At 43.5% G+C, this 21,088-nt stretch carries 18 protein-coding genes; 17 read left to right on the forward strand and 1 reads right to left on the reverse strand.

Features of this window, described 5'->3' with window-relative positions; translation table 11 throughout:
- Nucleotides 1–4: 4 nt before the first annotated feature.
- Nucleotides 5–1,402, forward strand: coding sequence for an amidohydrolase family protein (locus tag ACYTXU_RS04960; RefSeq protein WP_462208826.1), 1,398 nt, complete (start codon nt 5–7; stop codon nt 1,400–1,402).
- A 76-nt stretch (nt 1,403–1,478) separates the two neighbouring features.
- Here the strand turns inward: ACYTXU_RS04960 and ycaC are convergent, their stop codons facing one another.
- On the reverse strand, nt 1,479–2,102 hold the full coding sequence (ycaC, locus tag ACYTXU_RS04965; protein WP_462208828.1) for an isochorismate family cysteine hydrolase YcaC: 624 nt from the start codon (nt 2,100–2,102) through the stop codon (nt 1,479–1,481).
- A 199-nt stretch (nt 2,103–2,301) separates the two neighbouring features.
- Between ycaC and ACYTXU_RS04970 the strand changes: the two genes are divergently transcribed.
- From ACYTXU_RS04970 to ACYTXU_RS05045, 16 genes are all read left to right on the forward strand, one after another.
- Nucleotides 2,302–3,159, forward strand: a complete 858-nt coding sequence (locus tag ACYTXU_RS04970; protein WP_462208830.1) for a helix-turn-helix domain-containing protein — start codon at nt 2,302–2,304, stop codon at nt 3,157–3,159.
- A 98-nt stretch (nt 3,160–3,257) separates the two neighbouring features.
- The gene (locus ACYTXU_RS04975) at nt 3,258–4,112 is read left to right on the forward strand and encodes a pirin family protein (protein ID WP_462208832.1); all 855 of its coding nucleotides are present in this window, start codon (nt 3,258–3,260) and stop codon (nt 4,110–4,112) included.
- 49 nt (nt 4,113–4,161) lie between these two features.
- The gene (locus ACYTXU_RS04980; RefSeq protein ID WP_462208833.1) at nt 4,162–5,922 is read left to right on the forward strand and encodes a cation:proton antiporter domain-containing protein; all 1,761 of its coding nucleotides are present in this window, start codon (nt 4,162–4,164) and stop codon (nt 5,920–5,922) included.
- Between the two features lie 127 nt (nt 5,923–6,049).
- On the forward strand, nt 6,050–6,427 hold the full coding sequence (locus tag ACYTXU_RS04985; RefSeq protein WP_462208835.1) for a BlaI/MecI/CopY family transcriptional regulator: 378 nt from the start codon (nt 6,050–6,052) through the stop codon (nt 6,425–6,427).
- Nucleotides 6,428–6,435: 8 nt separating this feature from the next.
- Nucleotides 6,436–7,413, forward strand: coding sequence for a M56 family metallopeptidase (locus tag ACYTXU_RS04990; protein WP_462208837.1), 978 nt, complete (start codon nt 6,436–6,438; stop codon nt 7,411–7,413).
- 114 nt (nt 7,414–7,527) lie between these two features.
- Entirely contained in the window at nt 7,528–8,748 is a 1,221-nt protein-coding gene (locus ACYTXU_RS04995; protein WP_462208839.1) for a TolC family protein, read from the forward strand.
- A 2-nt stretch (nt 8,749–8,750) separates the two neighbouring features.
- Nucleotides 8,751–9,989 carry an efflux RND transporter periplasmic adaptor subunit gene (locus ACYTXU_RS05000; RefSeq protein WP_462208841.1) on the forward strand — a complete coding sequence of 413 codons (1,239 nt, stop codon included), beginning with the start codon at nt 8,751–8,753 and terminating at the stop codon, nt 9,987–9,989.
- A 9-nt stretch (nt 9,990–9,998) separates the two neighbouring features.
- Nucleotides 9,999–13,127, forward strand: a complete 3,129-nt coding sequence (locus ACYTXU_RS05005) for an efflux RND transporter permease subunit (protein WP_462208843.1) — start codon at nt 9,999–10,001, stop codon at nt 13,125–13,127.
- Nucleotides 13,120–13,815 carry a HupE/UreJ family protein gene (locus ACYTXU_RS05010; RefSeq protein WP_462208844.1) on the forward strand — a complete coding sequence of 232 codons (696 nt, stop codon included), beginning with the start codon at nt 13,120–13,122 and terminating at the stop codon, nt 13,813–13,815. The genes ACYTXU_RS05005 and ACYTXU_RS05010 overlap by 8 nt, the downstream gene beginning before the upstream one ends.
- Nucleotides 13,816–13,833: 18 nt before the next feature.
- Nucleotides 13,834–14,367 carry a hypothetical protein gene (locus tag ACYTXU_RS05015; RefSeq protein ID WP_462208846.1) on the forward strand — a complete coding sequence of 178 codons (534 nt, stop codon included), beginning with the start codon at nt 13,834–13,836 and terminating at the stop codon, nt 14,365–14,367.
- Nucleotides 14,368–14,380: 13 nt separating this feature from the next.
- Nucleotides 14,381–14,722 carry a DUF6488 family protein gene (locus tag ACYTXU_RS05020; RefSeq protein WP_462208847.1) on the forward strand — a complete coding sequence of 114 codons (342 nt, stop codon included), beginning with the start codon at nt 14,381–14,383 and terminating at the stop codon, nt 14,720–14,722.
- Between the two features lies 1 nt (nt 14,723).
- On the forward strand, nt 14,724–15,809 hold the full coding sequence (locus tag ACYTXU_RS05025) for a DUF2231 domain-containing protein (RefSeq protein ID WP_462208849.1): 1,086 nt from the start codon (nt 14,724–14,726) through the stop codon (nt 15,807–15,809).
- 299 nt (nt 15,810–16,108) lie between these two features.
- Nucleotides 16,109–16,345, forward strand: a complete 237-nt coding sequence (locus tag ACYTXU_RS05030; RefSeq protein WP_462208851.1) for an OadG family protein — start codon at nt 16,109–16,111, stop codon at nt 16,343–16,345.
- Between the two features lie 38 nt (nt 16,346–16,383).
- Complete coding sequence (gene oadA, locus ACYTXU_RS05035; protein WP_462208853.1) at nt 16,384–18,183, forward strand: sodium-extruding oxaloacetate decarboxylase subunit alpha; 1,800 nt, start codon at nt 16,384–16,386, stop codon at nt 18,181–18,183.
- A 36-nt stretch (nt 18,184–18,219) separates the two neighbouring features.
- Entirely contained in the window at nt 18,220–19,518 is a 1,299-nt protein-coding gene (locus ACYTXU_RS05040; RefSeq protein WP_462208855.1) for a sodium ion-translocating decarboxylase subunit beta, read from the forward strand.
- A gap of 127 nt (nt 19,519–19,645) precedes the next feature.
- Nucleotides 19,646–21,085 carry a serine hydrolase gene (locus tag ACYTXU_RS05045; RefSeq protein ID WP_462208857.1) on the forward strand — a complete coding sequence of 480 codons (1,440 nt, stop codon included), beginning with the start codon at nt 19,646–19,648 and terminating at the stop codon, nt 21,083–21,085.
- Nucleotides 21,086–21,088: the final 3 nt, after the last annotated feature.

A 21,088-nucleotide genomic window follows, 5' to 3' on the forward strand; every position in this document is an offset into this window, starting at 1 on the left:
AATAATGATACGTTCTCGATTTCTGTCTGTGTTCCTGCTTCTGGGGACTCTTTTATCTTTCGATGCAGCTGCTGAAAAATATGCCTTACAAGGCGGGCGTTTAATTGATGGCTATGGCGGCCCGCCATTAGCTAATAGCATTATTCTGGTTGAAGATGGAACCATTCAAGCCGTTGGCCAGGTAGGACAGCTTGAGGTACCCGAAGGTTATACAGTGATCTCAACTGAAGGTATGGATGTATTGCCAGGACTTTGGGAAAGCCATGCGCACCTGATGTTAAATGGACACGCAGATTATAGCCATTGGCAACCTACTTATCGCGAGCGACAAGTTGATGAGATTATGCCTGCCAGTGCGGTTCAGCTACTGCTCGCTGGAGTGACCAGCGCGCGCGATTTGGGTGCGAACCTTGAGGACTCTATCGAGATAAAGCAACAAATAGAGCAGGGTAATATTGCAGGCCCTAATTTATTTGTTTCAGGCCCATTTTTACAGTATGAACCTTATCCTGGCTCTGACCATTACCGCTGGGGAGTCAAAACCGTTAGAGAAGCTAAACAAAAGGTGCGCCAACTGGCTAAAGCTGGCGTTGATATGATCAAGCTGGTCGATCAGGATCAAATGGATCTGGAAGTTGCTCAGGCGATTGTTGATACAGCGCATGAAAATAACTTAAAAGTCATCGGTCATTCCCATCGACCTGACGAGATTCGAGTAGGCCTTAAAATTGGCGTCGACAACTTTGAACACACAGGGCTGACGACCGCACCAGAATATCCTGAAGACGTCATGAAGCTGCTGAAAGAACGTACTGCAACTGGGCGCGTAGCAGGCGGTCCATTATTCTGGACACCAACCGTCGAAGGCCTCTATCAATACCCCGAGCTGATAAAAAATCCAGAGCGACTAGATAACACCTGCTGGCACCGTGGATTAAAGCCGGACACCATCAAAGACATCAAAGCTTCATTAACCGATCCCGGCAAGCTCGATTACATGCAGCTGACACCATTGCGACAGCCAACGTTGAAACGTAAAATTGCGCAGCTCAGAGAAGCCGGTGTCGTGTTTTTAGTGGGAACCGATAGCGGTATTCCGACAAAGTTTCATTGCCAGAGCACCTGGAATGAAATGACGGTCTTAACCAATGCTATGAATATTCCAGCCATGGATGTCATACGTTCGGCAACTTATTGGCCAGCAGTCATGATGGGCGTTCAAGATCGCTTAGGTAGCATCACATCTGGCAAACAGGCGGACATTATCGCTGTACAAGGTGATGTGTTGCGCTACATGAACTTGTTATCGGACGTAGATTTCGTCATGAAAGAGGGCGTTATTTATCGACAGAATGGGCAGGTTAATGAACAAAAGCTTGCTCCGAAGCAACGCGTTCAATAACAATCAATAGCAGATAACATTAAGTAGCAAGGTGCTGCCAAAACAGCACCTTGCTAACTGCTTACTTCAAAAGCTATTATTTCTCAGTTTGCTTCGTATAACTAGCAATCAGGTTACGATAGTCAGGAATGTGGTTGCTGAATAAAGCGCCCAATCCTTCAATATCGTTTCTCCAATCACGATGTAATTCACAGGCGGCACCAAACCAGGTCATTAATTGTGCTCCTGCTTTGCTCATGCGATCCCAGGCAGCGTCACGAGTCAGATGATTGAAGGTACCTGATGCATCAGTAATAACAAACACATCAAAATCTTCTGCTAAGGCTGATAAGGTCGGGAATGCTACGCAAACTTCAGTCACTACGCCTGCAATAATCAGTTGTTTTTTGCCGGTAGCTTTAACAGCTTTGACAAAGTCTTCATTATCCCAAGCGTTAATCTGTCCAGGACGTGCGATATAGGGCGCATCAGGGAATATATCCTTTAGTTCTTGCACTAAAGGGCCATTCGGACCGTCTTCAAAACTGGTGGTTAGAATGGTTGGCAGGCCGAAGTACTTTGCCGCATCTGCCAATGCCAAAACATTATTTTTAAACTTGTCCGGATCGATGTCTCTTACTAAAGACAGCAAGCCAGTTTGGTGATCGACTAATAATACCGCAGCATTATCTTTATCAAGTCTGGTATATTGATTACCCATTATAAATCTCCTGTTTGGATTAAATTGTGCTACAGGCAAAATATATACCCAAAGTACTCCAGGAGACTTACAGCAAACTGCTAAGCTTTACAGCTTATTGCTATTAACGACTTTTGCGGGCAGATGCTTATAGATTTATGAGGGGTAATAAAATATAGTCGTAATAGAGTATTAAAGAGGATTCGTGCGGTAAGTTTTAATGAGCAAATATTTTAGAGTTGATGTAACAAAAGCGTTAATTGACATACCCAAGGTTGGCTCAATAGAGTTTTCCAGTGGGGGCAAGGTTGAAAGCACACGATTTAACTCTGAGGAGTTAACAATTTTGTTTCCTCTTGAGCATGCTGGCTTTGAATTAAGATGCGATGAGGTTGATGAAAAACTGTTGGCGGCTGGGGATATTTGTTTAATCTCCAGTAAATTTAGCTACTCACTGGAGTGGTGCAATGCTCACTATTTGAAAGTCAGCGTCAAGAATGACTTTATTAAAAAAGCAATCTCAGGTGATAAATCCGATCTGATATCAGCCTTATCAACTCGTATCGGATTTCATGATAGCTTCGCGTTAAGATATGCACAAATTTGCAGGGAATATATTAACAAGCATGGCAGTGATGATATTGAGTACTATCAAAGCTGGATTCACATTTTGCTCAATTATCTAATTGAACACTACGCTGTAATTGAGCAGCCCACTTCACAGCACTATCAGCCTACTCACGATATAGACAAAATTCCTGATAAAAATATCAGAGAGCTTATGATCTATATGGATCTCAATGTTGATACCACTATGACCGTTAAAGAAATGGCTGATTATGTTGGCATGAGCCAGTATCATTTCATCAGAGTCTTTAAAGCAGTAGTCGGCATGCCTCCCGCCCGATATTTTGGTTTGCAGAAAATCAACAAAGCAAAGCATTTACTTTTAGAGGGCAACTCAATATCAGATGTTGCTTTCAAACTCGGTTATTCAAGCCAGGCGCACTTTAGCAATGCATTTACCGCTGTTGAAGGCGTTGCTCCGGGCAAGTTCCTTAAAGAAAAGTTTAACTAAGCAGTATTCAATAAAAAGTAGCAGGATTATGCAAAACCCTATACCAGTTATGGGGCTATGATAGAGCTGTATTTTTCTTAATGGCTACGAGGTGAACCATGAAAAAGATTAAGCAGTTATTGAATGAAACACATGAGCATTGGGTGGGTAATGGGTTTGCCGTAAGGTCACTATTTTCATATCAAAATTACAATGAATTGCTCAGTCCATTTTTGTTGTTGGATTACGCTGCACCGCGTGACTTTCCACCCAGCTCCATGAAAAGAGGAGTAGGGGAGCACCCACACAGGGGTTTTGAGACAGTAACTATTGTCTTTGATGGCGAAGTTGCTCACAAAGACTCAACCGGTTCTGGCGGTGTCATAACAAAGGGGGGCGTGCAATGGATGACTGCTGGCTCCGGCATTATTCATGAAGAGTTTCATTCCGATGAATTTGCTCAAAGAGGCGGTGCTATGGAGATGGTTCAGTTATGGGTTAATTTACCCAAGCAAGACAAAATGACTGCCCCTAAATACCAAGGCATCAATGCTGACGATATACCCGAAACCGTTATAAGTGATGGTGTTACGGCAAGAATCATTGCTGGAGAGTTGAATGAGGTTCGAGGACCAGCGCAGACATTTACGCCCATTAATCTTTGGGATCTGACACTGAGTAAAGGACAGCATTCTATTGAAGTACCTGCAGGCCATAACTCTATATTGCTGGTTAGAAGTGGCACAGTGCAAATAAACGACAATGGCATTGTCCGGGCAGCACAGGGCGCCATATTTGACCAGGAGGGCAGCAGTATTTCCATTGAAGCTAATGGCGATGATACCAAGGTGTTATTGATGACTGGTGAGCCGATTAATGATCCGGTTGTTGGTTATGGGCCTTTTGTCATGAATTCTGAGAACGAAATCAGAGAAGCTGTAAATGATTTCAACAATGGTACCTTTATCCGCTAAGATACCATTCAATCAGATATAAACAGGCCCTAATAAGAGGGGAGTATTAGTGGACTTTACGTTTAATCATTTAGAACTCATGTTTCTACAGGCCCTGCTTTTAATTGCAGCGGCCTGTTTTTTTGTGCCTATATTTAAGAAGCTTGGACTTGGAGCCATACTGGGCTTTCTGGTTTCAGGAATTTCGGTCAACATCATATTCTCTGGACGTTTCTCAGAACATCCTGAAGAGCTACTCCATTTTTCAGAGTTTGGCGTTGTCCTGTTTCTTTTTGTTATAGGACTCGAACTGAAGCCTTCTGAACTTTGGAAAATGCGCAAAGATATTTTCGGCTTAGGTTTATTGCAGGTGCTGGGCTGCGGCTTAGTTATTGGTGGAGTCAGTTACAGCCTGGGTTACAGTGTTGCCGCATCAACTGTTATTGGCCTGGGCATGGCCTTGTCGTCCACTGCAATTGTGATGAGTCAGCTCGATGAAAACCGTGAGCGCGAAACGCTGCATGGAAAAAAGTCCTTTGGTATTCTCCTATTCCAGGATTTGGCTATCGTGCCATTATTGCTTTTGGTAGCGCTATTATCGCCAACAGGCGAAAGTGTCAGCCTACAGCAAAGCTTTATTAACGTCGGCATGGCCATAGCTGCGATAGGATTTTTAATACTTGCAGGGAAGTATTTACTCGATCCTTTATTCAAGCTGCTTGCTAAAACCAGAACACAGGAAATTATGACTGCCAGCGCATTGGGCATTGTAATATTCGCAGCATTGCTAATGGCGGCGGTAGGCATGTCTTATGCAATGGGTGCATTCCTTGCCGGTGTTATGCTTGCTGAATCAGCTTATCGTCACGAAGTTGAAGCTAACATTGAGCCGTTCAGAGGGTTATTCCTTGGTTTGTTCTTTATAGCCGTGGGATTATCTTTAGATTTAACTATCGTGGCTGAGAATTGGCATATCATCCTGCTGGCAGCTCCATTAGCGATGCTACTAAAGGCTGTGACGATTTATATCATTACACGACTCCTTAAGAACTCACACAATGTATCGATTAAGACTTCCCTTGGATTGGCCCAACTTGGTGAGTTTGGTTTCGTATTGTTCGCTGCGGCATCAACGGGTGGAGTTCTTGGCGCTGAAATATCCTCAATACTAATAGCGATTGTTTCAGTTTCCATGGCGCTCTCACCGTTAGTCGAAAAACTGATACCGCTGTTTGTGTCCAAAGGCTTCGAAGAAGTCATCGAAGAAGATTATAGCGATACCAAGGGGCGTATATTAATTATTGGTTTTGGCCGTTTTGGGCAAATCGTTTCGCAGCCATTATTCTCCAACGGTTATGACATTACTATTTTGGATAATGATTCACACAGAGTAAAAGATGCCGGCTCATTCGGATTCAGAGTCCATTATGGTGACGGTACACGTCGCGATATTCTAAGAGCTGTAGGCATAGAAAGCTTCGAAGCGGTAGCAGTTTGTACTGACAATAAAGACATCACCAATCAAATTGTTGAGCAAATACAGTCCGCAAACTCGACAGCAAAAATATTCGCACGCTCTTATGACCGAATGCACTCAATTGAACTCTACGACAAAAAAGTCGAATACTCAGTTCGAGAAACCTTCGAGTCAGCACTGGTCTTAGGCAAGCAGGTGTTAATTGGCCTGGGTGCTAGCGAAGATAATGCAGATGAGCATGTTGCTGACATAAGACAGAGAGATAAAGACCGCCTGATGGAGCAGGCAACAGGCGATTATCATTCTGGCAGTGACCGCATACACCGCAAGCCGGTTCGCCCCGAGCCACTGTAATAGCCAAAGCTGCTACCCATATAGGCAGCCGTACTGAGAAAAATACTGAGGCGCACCACAAAACCGATTGACAGTCGGTTTTCTCCTGTGCGAGGATGCCAACACATCAAATTGAACTGATATTTCAATGGTTTTAGGCGAACTCGAAAAACAGGTGCTGCAATATTTATGGGCCCATCCAGACTCGGATGTAAAGCAGGTTCACTCTGTGCTGGCTACTCAGCGGGGCGGGGGAACACTGAATACTATCCAAAGCACCCTCGATCGTCTCTTTAAGAAAGGCGTGTTGTCGCGCCATAAAAAAGGGCTGGCTTATTATTATCAGGCTAAACTTGATCGTGAACACCTAATTGCCAAGCTTATTGATAATGTCACCAGCGATTTCATTTCTGAAGGTGAAAACAGTCTAATTGCAGCTTTCTCTTCAATTTCTTCAGATCTTGATGACTCCCAACTTGAAGAGCTTGAAAATCTCATCAAGCAACAAAGAAAAGCGAGGGGTTAAGAAGCAATATGGTAGTTGGTGATTGGGCTTTAATTCTAAATTTAGTCAGTATCGGGTTGCTGGGTTTGTTTATTATCCATGCATTACAATCGATACTTTGGCTTTTTATTTCTGAAAAGCTAGCGGACTTCAGCCCAAAGCATAGAAAGAGCTTACTACTGGTGTGGGTTGCATGCCCTTATGTGCTAAGTACAGTCATTACACTATTTTTCTACCTCTCTATCACGGGCCCTTTTGAACTACTCGATGAAGTAGCTCATTGGCATCATGCTTACGTTTTCCACTTTGATAGCTGGCATGGATTCTTATTATTGGGCTTCATTGCTTACATTGTCTGGCAGTTGTCTAAAGTCATTAGACGCTGGGTGATTCACAGCTCTGACATAAAAAGTCTCAATTTATTGAGCAGAGTTATTAGCAGCACAAGTAATAGTAACTCAAGTCCAGAAGTACCCAATTACTATTTGCTGGATAGCGCTAAACCTGCTGCTTTTGTTGCTGGGCTCATTAAACCAAGATGCTATCTTACAAACGGTTTAAAGCTGCAGTTGACTGAAGAAGATTTAAATATCGTATTACAGCATGAGCAGGCGCATTTAACTTCCAATGATGCGTTATCTAAATGCCTGTTCAATTTACTTTGTATTTTCTATCCAGGCTTTATCAAAAAGCCAATCAAGAAGAGTTTCGCTTTAGCACTTGAGCAAATTGCTGATCAGAAAGTGCTGCAGTCACATACAGGATTAGATGTCGCGGCAACTTTGGTAAAGGTTGCCAAGCTTCAAAGCTCATACAAAACTAATTTTAGCTACTGCTACTTCGGTTCAGAGCACATAGCCCTGCGGGTTAATGAGTTAATTACACCCGGCCATAAAAAGAGTTTTCCTATAATAATCAGCCTAATCAGTTTTGCGTTATTGTTGTTCTCAACGCTGTCAGTTATTGACGCTTCGCATCATCTTATCGAATCTTTATTTACACACTAATCAGGTTCCTTTATGACGTTTAATACCTCATCAAACAGGTCTTGCAAACCGATTGCCAGTCGGTTTTATCAACGAACACATTTCTGGTGTTCGCGATATTTATTAGCTTGTTTAATGCTCTTTAGTATCAGTGCAGTAGCAGAAACTACTGATAGCACCTACCCAGTTACTTTAGACGAAGCTATTCAAATGACTTTGCAAAACCATCCCGAGATGTCTCGATACCAATACCAAAAGCAACGCTTTGATGGTCTGGTAAAACAGGCGAGTGTGGGTCAAAAGCCAAAACTTGACGTCACTATAGAAGATGCTTTTGGTTCAGGTGATTACAGTGGATTTGATATCGCTCAAACAACGATTGGAATTACCTGGATATTAGATGGTGATTTGATTGATGGGCGGGTTAAAGCAACAAAGCAAGCTGCGTCACAAGTAAGTTTTGAAAGAGATATTCAAGCCTTAGATTTATCGGCTACCACAGCTAAGATATTTATCGAGCATGTAGCTTTGCAGGAACAAATCAAGTTAGCTCGGTTGAACCTCAAACAAACAGAGGAAGCTTACCAATCCATCGTGAGCCGCAACCAAAAAGGCAGGGGCTCAACAATTGATACTATTCAGATGAAAGCCAATGTGGCGCGTGCGGAATTGATGGTTGAGGATTTAGAGCATGAGCTTAAAGCCAGCCAGCGACGTTTCCTTAACCAGGTTGGAGAGCAAAGCAGGTTGCTGACTCCGAAAGGCAACCTTTTTTCAATTCCACACGTAAACTCTTTTGATGAGTCATTGGTAAAACTTAAGCAGCACCCAAGATTATCATCCTTTGCCAATAAAAGCCGTGTTCTTGAATCTCAAATTGAATTGGCCCGAATTGAAGCAGAGCCTAAGTGGGAAATCTCTACCGGCGTGAAACGTTATGAAAGAACCAGTGATGTCGGCATCGTTGCCGGGTTTTCCGTACCACTTGGCAGCAGTAGTAGTAATGCAGGCAAAATTCAGTCTTTACGCGCAGAACAATCTATTTACCAAGTAGAAGCGGAGGTTCTTAAACGAGATCTCCACACCCAACTGTATGTCTTGTTGCAGGAAATTGAGCACAGCAAGCATGTAATCAGTGTTAATCAGGACACCATTATTCCGCTTTTAAAAGAAGCTAAACAAGAAGTTAACAAAGCCTATGAAATAGGCCGAACAAGTTACCTTCAATGGTTCAACATCCATCAAGACTACCTGGCCGCACATTTAAATTTAATCAGTACCTATAAAACGCTGCATCTGCAAAATATTGAGTTACAGCGATTAACCGGTACTTCATTAGAAACTTTAGAGAACTAATTATGCATAAGTTTACTATCACAGCGATTTTAATCAGTTTGTTAATGTTGGTTTCAGTTGGTTTTACGTCTGAAGTCGCTGCATTTTCTGGTTCTTCAGAAGAGGAAGAAGAAGTCGTAGAGAAGGGTCCACATAATGGACGCATGTTACGCCAGGATGGTTTTGCGATTGAACTGTCAATCTTCGAAACAGGCGTGCCACCAGAGTTTCGCGTATGGGTAACTAAAGATGGCGACGCTGTCGCGCCAGAACAGGTTGATTTAAACGTTAAGCTGACACGACTGGGTGGAGTCGTTGATGATATCAACTTTCAGCCAGAAAATGATTACCTCAGAGGTGATATGGTGATTTATGAACCACACTCATTTTTGGTAACGGTTACAGCTAATCATCAGGGGACTTCCTATAGCTGGGAGTACGATAACTTTGAGGGTAGAACTGAAATTGCCGATAAGGTCGCGCAAGCAATGGGCATTGAAACTGGCATTGCCGGTCCAGCCACCTTGCACCAGACCATCGAAGTTTATGGTGAACTGAAATGGCCACCCGGAGCACAGCGCCAAATTAAAGCACGTTTTGCAGGTGAAATTCGTAAGGTTCATGTTGACCTGGGTTCATCAGTAAAAAAGGGCGAGGTTTTAATGACCGTTGAAAGTAATGAGAGTCTAAAGCCTTATTCTATCCGCTCGCCGATTACTGGCATAGTAACTGGGCTATTCTCCAATGAAGGAGAGCAGGCCAACGCTCAAGTTTTACTGGAGGTTACAGCAACCGATAAGCTGGTTGCTGAGTTAGCTATTTACCCAACAGACAGGGCAAAGGTGAAACTTAATGCACCTGTGGAACTGATGATTAGCGGGTTTGATACTCCAGTTCGCTCAAACATAGATAGTAGCTTACCTCGCATACGCTCCGATCAAGCAAAGATTTATCGCGTTAAACTCAATAACACTGAACTCGGGCTTAGTGAAGGACAGTTTGTCACCGCTAAAGTTGAAGTGAATACTCTGCAAGTTCCCTTGGCTGTAAAAAGAACTGGTTTACAGGCATTCAGAGATTTTACGGTCGTCTATGCCAAAGTAGGCGAGCAGTACGAAGTGAGAATGCTTGAGCTTGGTGAACAAGATAGCGAGTGGGTAGAAGTTCTGGGAGGACTTGAACCTGGCACCGAATACGTTACTGAAAACAGTTTTATTATCAAAGCCGATATCGAAAAATCCGGCGCATCACACGACCACTAGGAGTGAGCAATGCTGGATAAAATTTTACGATTTTCGATACATCGAAACTTTTTAATACTGATTGCCGTTCTTGCCTTAGGTGGGCTTGGACTTTGGAATTTTAAAAAGCTGCCGATTGATGCATTACCAGACATTACTAATGTACAGGTTATGATCAATACCGAGGCTCCGGGCTATACACCTCTTGAGGTTGAGCAGCGTGTTACCTATCCATTGGAAACCGCGTTAGCCGGTCTTCCAGGGTTAACAAATACGCGATCCGTTTCTCGCTATGGGCTGTCCCAGGTAGTTGCCATATTTGACGATGAAACAGATGTCTATTTTGCAAGACAGTTAGTCAATGAGCGGCTTGTTTCTGCTAAGTCTGAGCTGCCATCGGGTCTTGAACCACAACTTGGTCCTATAGCAACAGGCTTGGGTGAAATTTTCATGTTCACCGTTGATGCCGAACCTGGAGCGGTTAACGAAGAAGGCGAACCGATTACCCCAATGGATTTACGAACGGTTCATGACTGGATAATTCGTCCGCAGTTAATGCGCGTTCCAGGTGTGGTCGAAGTGAATCCGATCGGCGGTTATGAGCGTGAAATTCTAGTCGCTTTTGAGCCGAAAAAAATGCTTGCGTTTAAATTAACCCAAGCTGATGTCATTTCAGCGATTCAACAGAATAATGCCAATCAGGGCGCTGGTTTCATTGAACAAAGTGGTGCTCAATGGCTGATACGTATTCCGGGTCAAGCTGAAAACCTGGAAGCTATTGAATCCATCCCATTAAGTACTCAAAACGGTTCAAGCATCAGAGTATCGGATGTGGCTACAGTGAGCGAAGGCCATGGCTTGAGAACTGGAGCAGCCACACAAAATGGGCGTGAAGTGGTCATGAGCACCGTCTTCATGTTGATTGGCGAGAATAGCCGCACCGTTGCGCATGCTGTTGGCGAAAAACTCAAAGAAATTAACGATACTCTTCCCGAAGGAGTGGTTGCGACTGCCGTTTACGACAGAACCAAGCTGGTTGATGAGACCCTGAAAACGGTAACCACAAATCTCACAGAAGGTGCCTTATTAGTCATCGTCATTCTGTTCCTGTTGTTAGGCAATATTCGTGCAGCTTTCTTAACCGCATTAGTTATTCCTTTTGCAATGCTGATGACTATTACCGGCATGGTACAAACACGAGTCAGTGCCAATTTAATGAGTCTCGGTGCTTTAGATTTTGGTTTGTTAGTTGATGGGGCCATTATTATTGTTGAGAACTGTCTGCGGCGACTCAGTCAAAATAGTCACCAACATGGTCAGCTGGCATTAAGAGAACGTCTCGACATAGTTTTTAATGCTACACGTGAAGTCATTCGTCCGGCCATGTTTGGTGTCTTTATTATCACTGCCGTATACCTTCCGATATTTGCGCTGGAAGGCGTCGAAGGCAAGATGTTCCACCCAATGGCCATCACTGTAGTCATAGCACTGTTAAGCGCTATGCTGCTGTCGATCACATTCGTTCCTGCGGCTACTGCATTGCTGTTTAAAAAGCCTGTTCAGGAAAAACACAATTACATAATGAAAGGCGCCGCAAAAATCTATCAGCCAGCACTTAGTTGGGTGCTAAAAGCTAGATGGATTGTGGTTTCAGTTGCCGCTTTATTAGTGGCCATCAGTGGTTATCAGGCAACAAGATTAGGTAGCGAGTTTGTACCCAATCTTGATGAAGGTGATATTGCTATGCATGCACTGCGTATTCCTGGCACATCTTTGAGTCAGGCTATTGCATTGCAAGAAAGTCTTGAAGACAAAATTAAAGAAATGCCAGAAGTCGAGAGGGTATTCACCAAAATTGGTACCGCGGATGTCGCTACTGACGCTGTTCCTCCAAGCGTTGCAGATAACTTCATTATTATGAAGCCTCGAGATCAATGGCCTAACCCTGACAAGACTAAAGAACAGGTTATTCAAGAGCTATCAGATCTGGTCAATCAAATCCCAGGTAACCGTTACGAGTTTTTGCAACCGATTCAAATGCGCTTCAATGAACTTTTGGCCGGTGTCAGAGCAGAGCTTGCGATTAAAGTTTTTGGTGATGATTTAGAGCAACTGGCGGCACTGGGAGATGAAATTGAAGGGGCGATAGCTTCCGTCGATGGCATTGCTGATTTGCAGGTCGAGCAAATCACAGGGCTGCCTATGCTAGTCATCGAACCAGATACAAAGAAACTGGCTCAATATGGAATAAGCAAAGCATTGTTACAGCAGCAGCTTGCTACTGCCATGAGAGGAACTGTTGCCGGAAAGTATTACGAAGGTGATATTCGTTCTGACATAGTTGTTCGGCTGAATGAAACCAGTCGTTCCAATATGGATAGCCTTAATCGCTTACCCATACAAATTAATGGAGATACGGCAGTTCCTTTGCAGGAATTAGCAACGGTGAAGCAAATCATTGGCGCTAACCAGGTTAACCGTGAAAATGGAAAGAGGAGGGTCGTTGTTACTGCTAACGTAAGAGGACGTGACCTGGGTTCATTCGTTGAAGATATTCAAACAGCTATAAATAGTAATGTTGATATCCCTGCTGGGTACTGGGTCGAATACGGTGGTACTTACCAGAAACTTCAGTCAGCATCGGATCGATTAAGTCTTGTGATACCCTTGACGCTGCTGATGATCATTGGCTTGCTAATTTTGGCGCTTGGATCAGTTAAAGATGCACTTATAATCTTCTCGGGGGTACCACTGGCTTTAACCGGTGGGATTGCCGCTTTAATGTTGCGTGACATACCATTTTCAATTTCAGCAGCCGTTGGCTTTATTGCTCTATCCGGTATTGCAATTTTAAATGGGCTGGTTATGGTGTCCTTCATCAGAGAGCTAATCAAAGATCGTATCACTCTGGATAAAGCTATTTTCCAAGGTGCATTAACCCGTTTAAGACCTGTGTTAACAACCGCTTTGGTTGCCTCTCTAGGTTTTGTTCCGATGGCGTTAAATACTGGCATTGGTTCTGAAGTACAGCGTCCATTGGCAACTGTTGTGATTGGTGGCATTATTTCTTCCACCTTGCTAACCCTGTTCGTAATTCCGGCACTGTATAAATTACTACACAAAGAAAATACTCCCAATAAGGAGCAAGTAAGTGAATAACAAAGCGATTAATATCTGCTTAAAAATTATTGTGGCCTTGCTGGCATTGGTTTCTGCTAATGCCTTTGCGCATGGCGTTGATGACAGCACGCGTAGCTTTCTAGAAAATAATACCGGTGTGCAGTTCATTCCCTTTCTATACATTGGTGCCAAGCATATGGTGACCGGTTATGATCATTTGTTATTCTTAGCCGGTGTTATTTTCTTTCTGTATAGAAGCAAAGACGTACTGTTGTATGTCACCATGTTTACCATTGGCCATAGCATTACGCTGCTGTATGGCGTACTCAATGATATTAACGTCAATGCCTATCTGATTGATGCCATTATCGGCTTATCCGTTGTCTATAAAGGGTTCGATAACCTGGGTGGCTTTAAGCGTTTATTTGGTCGACAACCCAACACGCAGTTAGCCGTTTTGATATTTGGCTTATTTCATGGCTTTGGCCTGGCGACCAAACTGCAAGAATTTCAATTGCCTGAAGATGGCTTGTTGAGCAATCTGATCGGATTCAATATTGGTGTAGAAATAGGGCAGTTTGCAGCTTTAGGCATCATCTTATTGCTCATCAATGCCTGGCGGAAACTACCATCCTATGAAAAGTTTTCAGTTACTAGCAACACACTATTGATGAGCGCGGGCTTTATGCTGATGGGCTTCCAGCTCACAGGCTACTTCTTAAATTAATAAGACAAGAGATTAACTATGCAACCAACAGTTAGTAATAAAAGTTTACTCAAAGCGACTATTATCGCTTTAGTGATTGCGGCAATCGCCTTGGTAACCATTATTTTGCCGTCAGAGTACAACATTGACCCAACTGGAATAGGCCAGAAGCTTGGGCTAACAGTTTTAGCCACGGGCGTGACTGAAGAAAACAAAGTAACACCTGTTGAAAATGATGCCCAACCTGAGTCAGCCACCAAGACTATCGAGGTGACGGTTCCGGCTGGACGTGGTATCGAGTATAAGTTCGCCATGGAGCAGTTCTCAAAGATGACATACGAATGGATTACCGACGGCCAGACACTCTATTTTGATCTGCATGGCGAACCTGAAGGTGATACAACCGGTTATTTTGAAAGTTATGTCATAGCAACCAATGCCGAAATGAAAGGCTCTTTCACAGCACCTTTCGCGGGTTCGCATGGTTGGTATTGGAAGAACAACTCAGACCAGGACGTAGCGATACAATTAATCGTCGAAGGTGAATTTGAAGTTATTGGTTTAAAACAGTAAATTGGAGACAGTTATGAAAAAAATATTAAGCATTTTAGCGTTGGTAATTGTGTTTGCATCGGGCAGTGTATTTGCGCACGGTTCGCACGGTAAAATCAGCGGCCAGGACGCAAAGAGCATTGCCTATAAGTCAGTTAAGCAAATGACTTTTAAAGACTTAGGTTTTGAGCCAGGGAAGCTGAATGAGAGCTGGAAGGAAATTACTGATGCTGACATTTCAGTAGTCGAAGTCGGAACAGGTTATTTCGTCGTGAGTGCAAAAAACACATCGGAAGAAGCGACTATTTATTTCAAGATAGCCACTAATGGTCAGGTGCTGGCTGCTAGTGAAACAAACATCTTCTCAGAGGAATAGTATGATCGAAATCATTCCAAATTGGCACCCAATATTTGTTCACTTTACCGTAGCATTACTTGTTATCTGCGGGATTTTTCAACTGGTGCTTTGGGTTTTTCCCAGTAAAGCAACATCTACAGCAATTAGCGCTCAGAGCTGGCTAGTTATACTCGGCTCAATCGCAGTGTTAGCGACAGTGGGTACAGGGCTTCAGGCTTATTATAGCGTTGCTCACGATACACCATCGCATTTAGCGATGACCGATCATCGTAATTGGGCATTGGCCACAAGTTCTGTTTTTCTGATTGGCGCGGCTTTGTTTTTTCTGTTTCCAAGAAAGCGTCAGTATCTTGCAGGTGTCTTCTTCGTTGCAGCTTTGATTTTAGTGTCAATCACAGCCTATAAAGGTGGCGATCTTGTTTACCGACATGGGTTAGGGGTTATGTCATTACCCGAGGTAACAGGTGAAGGGCACGATCACGACCATGATGATGGCAATGGCCACGATACGCAAAGCAACCATCACGGTGATACTGAAGAAAGCACTACAAAAGCAAACGATACTCATGTTCACGATGACACGCATGCACATCAGGGTGATAGCCAAGATCATCATGCAAATGAAGATGATCGAGCATACATCAAACAAATAATCGCTGATGTAAAATACGGTTGGGAAAATGGTGATGGAGCTCCGTTCCGAAAGCATTTCCTTGATTTTGAAGGCGCCCGATATGTAGAGTCAGGTGGTCAGAACGAAGGCCTCAACGACCTGGTGACCCATCATGTAGAACCTGAAAAAGATGCTCTTGAATATCTTTCTTTGGAATTCTCAAATATTGAAATCCATTTTGAGAATAACTTTGCCTGGGCTGTAGCCGACACCCGAGTCAAAGGTAAGGTCAACAAAACGGGATATGAGTTTGACAAGTCTGGCTACCAGACATTCCTGTTCCGCAAAGTAAACGACCAGTGGAAAGTGGTGCATACTCACTCATCATCACGCGATTATCGTGGCGATGAGGTAAAAGACGAGCCCAAAGAAGACACCAATGAAGAAGCTCAAAATTCAGGCCACTCACATGACGAACCTCATGAGCATTAAGTGTCATTTCTAAATGTTATCAGCAGCATAAAAGCCCCTAATTAAAAAACGGGGCTTTTTTTTCATTACAGCAAATGACTGCTTTGAGCTTAGCTGAAGAGCTTGCACTATAAAAAGTAGGTTATTTCTTATTTGATAGACTCAACCGTTCAAGCAACGAGGTCTACGATTTATCAATTCTATAACTGTTACTTATTTGACAAAAGTATTCGCGCTTGATTAACTGCATTCCACTTGAATACGTACTAAACTAGTAAAATGTGTTGTGTCAATTTTGTTGTTTTAGTAAAGAGGCTCCCATGAATGAACTAATAAGCGGTTTATCGTTAATGCTGGTTGGCATGACAACGGTATTCTGTTTTTTAACATTGCTGGTTATTTGCATCAATATTTCCTCAAAAGTCATCAACCGCTTTTGGCCCGAAGCACTGCCTACAACACAGCGAAATACTTCTACTGATGATGAAGTGGTAGCGGCAATAACCTCTGCCGTTCATCAATACCGTAATAAACATAGCCGCAACAAGCATCAATAATTTGTACGCTCAGCCAATTCGAAAGGATAAATATTGCAATGAACGATAAACCCTTAAAAGTTACCGATGTTGTTCTAAGAGATGCACATCAGTCGTTATTTGCCACCAGAATGCGCCTGGACGATATGCTCCCGATAGCAGAAAAACTTGACCAGGTTGGCTTTTGGTCACTAGAAACCTGGGGCGGAGCGACCTTTGATTCATGCATCCGTTATCTTGGAGAGGATCCTTGGGAACGTTTAAGGCAATTAAAAAAAGCGATGCCCAACACACCGATGCAAATGCTGTTCCGCGCACAAAACATATTGGGTTACCGGCATTACGCTGATGATGTGGTCACAGCATTCGTTGAGCGAGCCGCAGCTAATGGTATGGATGTGTTTCGCATATTCGATGCAATGAACGATCCGCGAAATTTAAAAACCGCCATTAAAGCCGCGGTTGATTGTGACAAACATGCTCAAGGGACTTTATCCTATACCGTCAGCCCTGTGCATAATATCGACAAATGGCTTGATATGGCCAAGCAAATTGAAGACATGGGTGCCCACTCAATTTGTATTAAAGATATGGCTGGCTTATTAAAGCCCTATGTTGCCGAAGAGCTGGTCAGCAGGTTAAAAGAAACGGTCAATGTGCCTATTGCTCTGCATTGTCATGCCACGACTGGTTTAAGTACTGCAACCATAATGAAAGCTGCCGAAGCAGGTATTGATATGGTGGATAGTAGTATTTCATCCATGAGCATGACCTACGGCCACTCGCCAACCGAGTCTATCGTATCTATTTTTGAAGAAACCTCACGCAGCACTGGTCTAGATTTGGCGCTGCTGGAAGACATTGCAGCTTACTTCCGTAGTGTTCGCACAAAATACGCCAAGTGGGAGGGCAGTTTAAAAGGTGTCGACTCTCGTATTTTAAGATCGCAGGTTCCCGGAGGCATGTTGACGAATATGGAAAGTCAGCTAAAAGAGCAGGGCGCAGAAGATAAGTTTGATGCCGTATTGGCTGAAATTCCTAAAGTACGCAAAGATTTGGGGTATTTACCCCTCGTAACACCAACCTCGCAAATTGTTGGCACACAGGCCGTACTTAATGTGTTAACGGGTGAACGTTATAAAAGCATCAGCAAAGAAACGTCCGCGGTATTAAAAGGGGAGTATGGCACGCCCCCGGCCCCCGTTAATGAAGAACTGCAGCAGCGTGTACTTGATGGTAAAGAGGTTATCACCGAACGTCCTGCTGATTTGTTAGAGCCTGAGCTTGAAAGGTTAAGCGATGAGCTGGTTGAAATTGCTGAAAAAGAGAACATCAGCCTGGAAGGTGAGTTAATTGAAAATGTTCTTACTTATGCATTGTTTCCACAGATCGGTCTTAAATTCCTTAAGAACAAAGGCAATCCAGAAGCGTTTGAGCCAGCGCCCGGCAATGAAACGAGTAGTGGAGAAGAATCAAGTGTCAATCAGCCGTCAGCATCTACTAGCACCATGTCAGGGCCCGAGTCCTATCAGGTGTCCGTTAACGGTAAAAACTATTCCGTAACGGTTGCGCCGGACGGACAGATAGCTGATATCAAGTCTGCGTCTCAATCCTCTCAAACCGAGGCTCAGTCAAATGTGCAGTCGAATGGTGAAGCACTCGAAGCTCCTATGGCCGGGAATATTTTTAAAGTAGAGACCAAAGTTGGCGAGCAGGTTGAAGCCGGTCAAACTCTGATTATTTTAGAAGCCATGAAAATGGAAACGGAAGTCAAAGCAGTAAACTCCGGTGTGGTGTCTGAAATACTGGTCGCAGAGGGTGATTCAGTAAAAGTTGGTACGCCTTTAGTCATTTTATAAATAGTATCCAGTCAATAAAACTAAACGAGTATATTAATGGACGGCTTATTAAAACTTTGGCAAGACACCGGTATTGCAAATTTTACCTGGGGTCAATTGGTCATGATTGGCATCGGGTTTTTATTACTTTACCTGGCAATCTCGAAAAAATTTGAACCTTTATTATTAGTCCCCATAGGTTTTGGAGGCATTCTAGCCAATATTCCTAATGCAGGCTTGGCGTTAGATGCTGTTGAAAATGCGATTCATTTGGCACAACCAGAAGTTATGCAAGCCATAGCTGGTGCGCTTAATGTGGAGTTTCAAAATAGCGCTCAATTGCTTAACGATTATTATCAGGCGAATCAAGCCAACAGTTTGGCCAGTATGCAGGTAGCAAGAGACGCTGGCTTTACTAACGGCATGCTCTATAACTTTTATATGATTTCCATTGCGACTGGTGCCGCTCCTTTGCTTATTTTTATGGGGGTAGGGGCCATGACCGACTTTGGTGCCCTGATTGCTAATCCCCGAACCTTATTTTTAGGTGCAGCCGCACAGTTTGGTATTTTCGCAACTTTGTTGGGTGCCATTGCGCTTAACTCAGTACCTGGTTTTGAATTTACCCTAAAAGACGCCTCGGCGATTGCAATTATTGGCGGGGCAGATGGGCCTACCGCAATATTTCTAGCGTCAAAACTGGCGCCTGAACTACTCGGAGCCATTGCAGTTGCAGCATATTCTTACATGGCGTTAGTCCCCATTATTCAGCCACCAATCATGAAGCTCTTCACGAACGCTGAAGAACGTAAAATAGAAATGAAACAACTGCGCCATGTGAGCAAGACCGAGAAAATTGTTTTTCCACTTATTCTACTCGTGCTTTGCGCGGTATTTTTGCCATCTGCCTCACCGTTGATTGGGATGTTCTGCCTTGGCAATTTGATGCGTGAGTGTGGGGTGGTTGAACGCCTCAGTAATACCGCACAAAACTCTTTGATCAACATTGTTACCATATTTCTAGGCTTAAGCGTTGGCTCAAAATTAGTGGCAGAAAAGTTTCTGGCTTTAGAAACCTTGGGTATTTTAGGGCTAGGAGCTGTGGCTTTTGCAATCGGAACCGCGTCGGGTGTATTGATGGCCAAGTTACTGGGTAAGTTCAGCAAAAACCCCATCAACCCATTGATCGGCGCAGCCGGTGTTTCAGCAGTACCTATGGCAGCTCGAGTGGTCAATAAAGTAGGCTTAGAGGCCAATCATCACAACTTCTTATTGATGCATGCCATGGGGCCGAATGTGGCAGGAGTTATCGGCTCTGCAGTAGCGGCTGGTGTTCTCCTGGCACTTGCCGGCTAAGAATCTGAATAAGCGGGCGACTGGATAACAGCCGTCCATTTTATTTATAAATAACTTTTTTCTTCCTCCCAAATCCAAAACAAGACTCCAGTGCATCAAATAAGTACCACACTTTGGAGTTTTAATAATGACATCGATATTTTTCAAGATACTGTACGGTATTACGCTAGCTGTAAGCACGCAACAAGTTACTGCTTTGAGCTTAGCTGAAGAGCTTGCACAGCAAGACGCTGAGCTATTTAAAAGAGGGTTCAACAACTGTGACACTGACTACTTACAGCAACATGTTAGTAATGATTTAGTTTTCTATCACGACGAAGGCGGCATTCAAGATAAAGAACAGTTTATGAGTAGTGTTGTTAAAAATATTTGCTCTAATCCCGATGTAAAACCTATTCGCAAGCTTGTTGAAAGTTCTATTGAAACCTTCCCTCTGCATAAGAATGGCAAACTGTATGGCGCCATTCAGCAGGGTGAGCATGAGTTCTATATAAGAAGAGAAGGGTACCCTGATAAGCTGACCAGCACCGCTAAATTCACCCATGTTTGGTTAAAGGAAGATGCTGACTGGCAGTTAGCCAACGTCTTAAGCTATGACCATGTATCACCCAATAACGAACAGTTGAAAGAGCAACTTTTAACTGATAACAATGTACCTGCTTTAGGGATTGGCGTGATCGAGAATGGCAAGATTGCGAACATCAAAGTTTATGGTGAGCGTAAGAAAGAAGAACCTGCGACTGAAGATACGATCTTTAAAGTAGCATCACTGACCAAACCCATCGTGGCTTTTGTTACCCTGAAGCTGGTTGATGAGGGCAGGTTGAAGCTTGATGAGCCATTACATTCTTACTGGATTGATCCTGACCTGGTTGATGATAAAAGGCATGAGATGCTGACGGTTAGGCATGTGCTGACTCATCAGACGGGTTTTGATAATTGGCGTTGGATGAACCCAACCGAAAAGCTCAGATTTAACTTTGATCCAGGAACTGAACACCAATATTCCGGTGAAGGCTTCGAGTATTTGCGCAAGGCTCTGGAGATTAAATTTAATACCACAATAGAAGAATTAGCCGCAGAGTATTTATTTGAGCCAGCACAAATGGACGATACTCATTTCTGGTGGAACGATGAAGTGGATGTGGAGCGTTATGCGCATAATCACGATGAAAAGGGCCAGCTCATCACGCTGAAAAAATACTATTCAGCGAATGCCGCTGCAAACTTACTCACTACAGTTGCTGATTACTCAAAGTTTATAAGTTACATGATGCAACAGTCAGAAGAACATCCAAACTTATACAACGACATTGTTTCAAAGCAGATAAGAATAGGGGAGAATCATCACTTTGGTTTGGGCTGGGAAATCTTTACCGACTTCAGTAATGACGAGTACGCCTTACTACATACCGGAAGAGACCCCGGTGTAAACACACTGGCAATATTCTTTCCTAACAGTAAAAACGGTTACGTGATTTTTATGAACGGCGACAATGCTTTACCCGTTCTCGAGCATGTGCTAAAAGATTCATACTTAGGTGATGAACTGTGGCAAAGGCGTTAATTA

The organism is Kangiella sp. M94 (assembly GCF_054926195.1).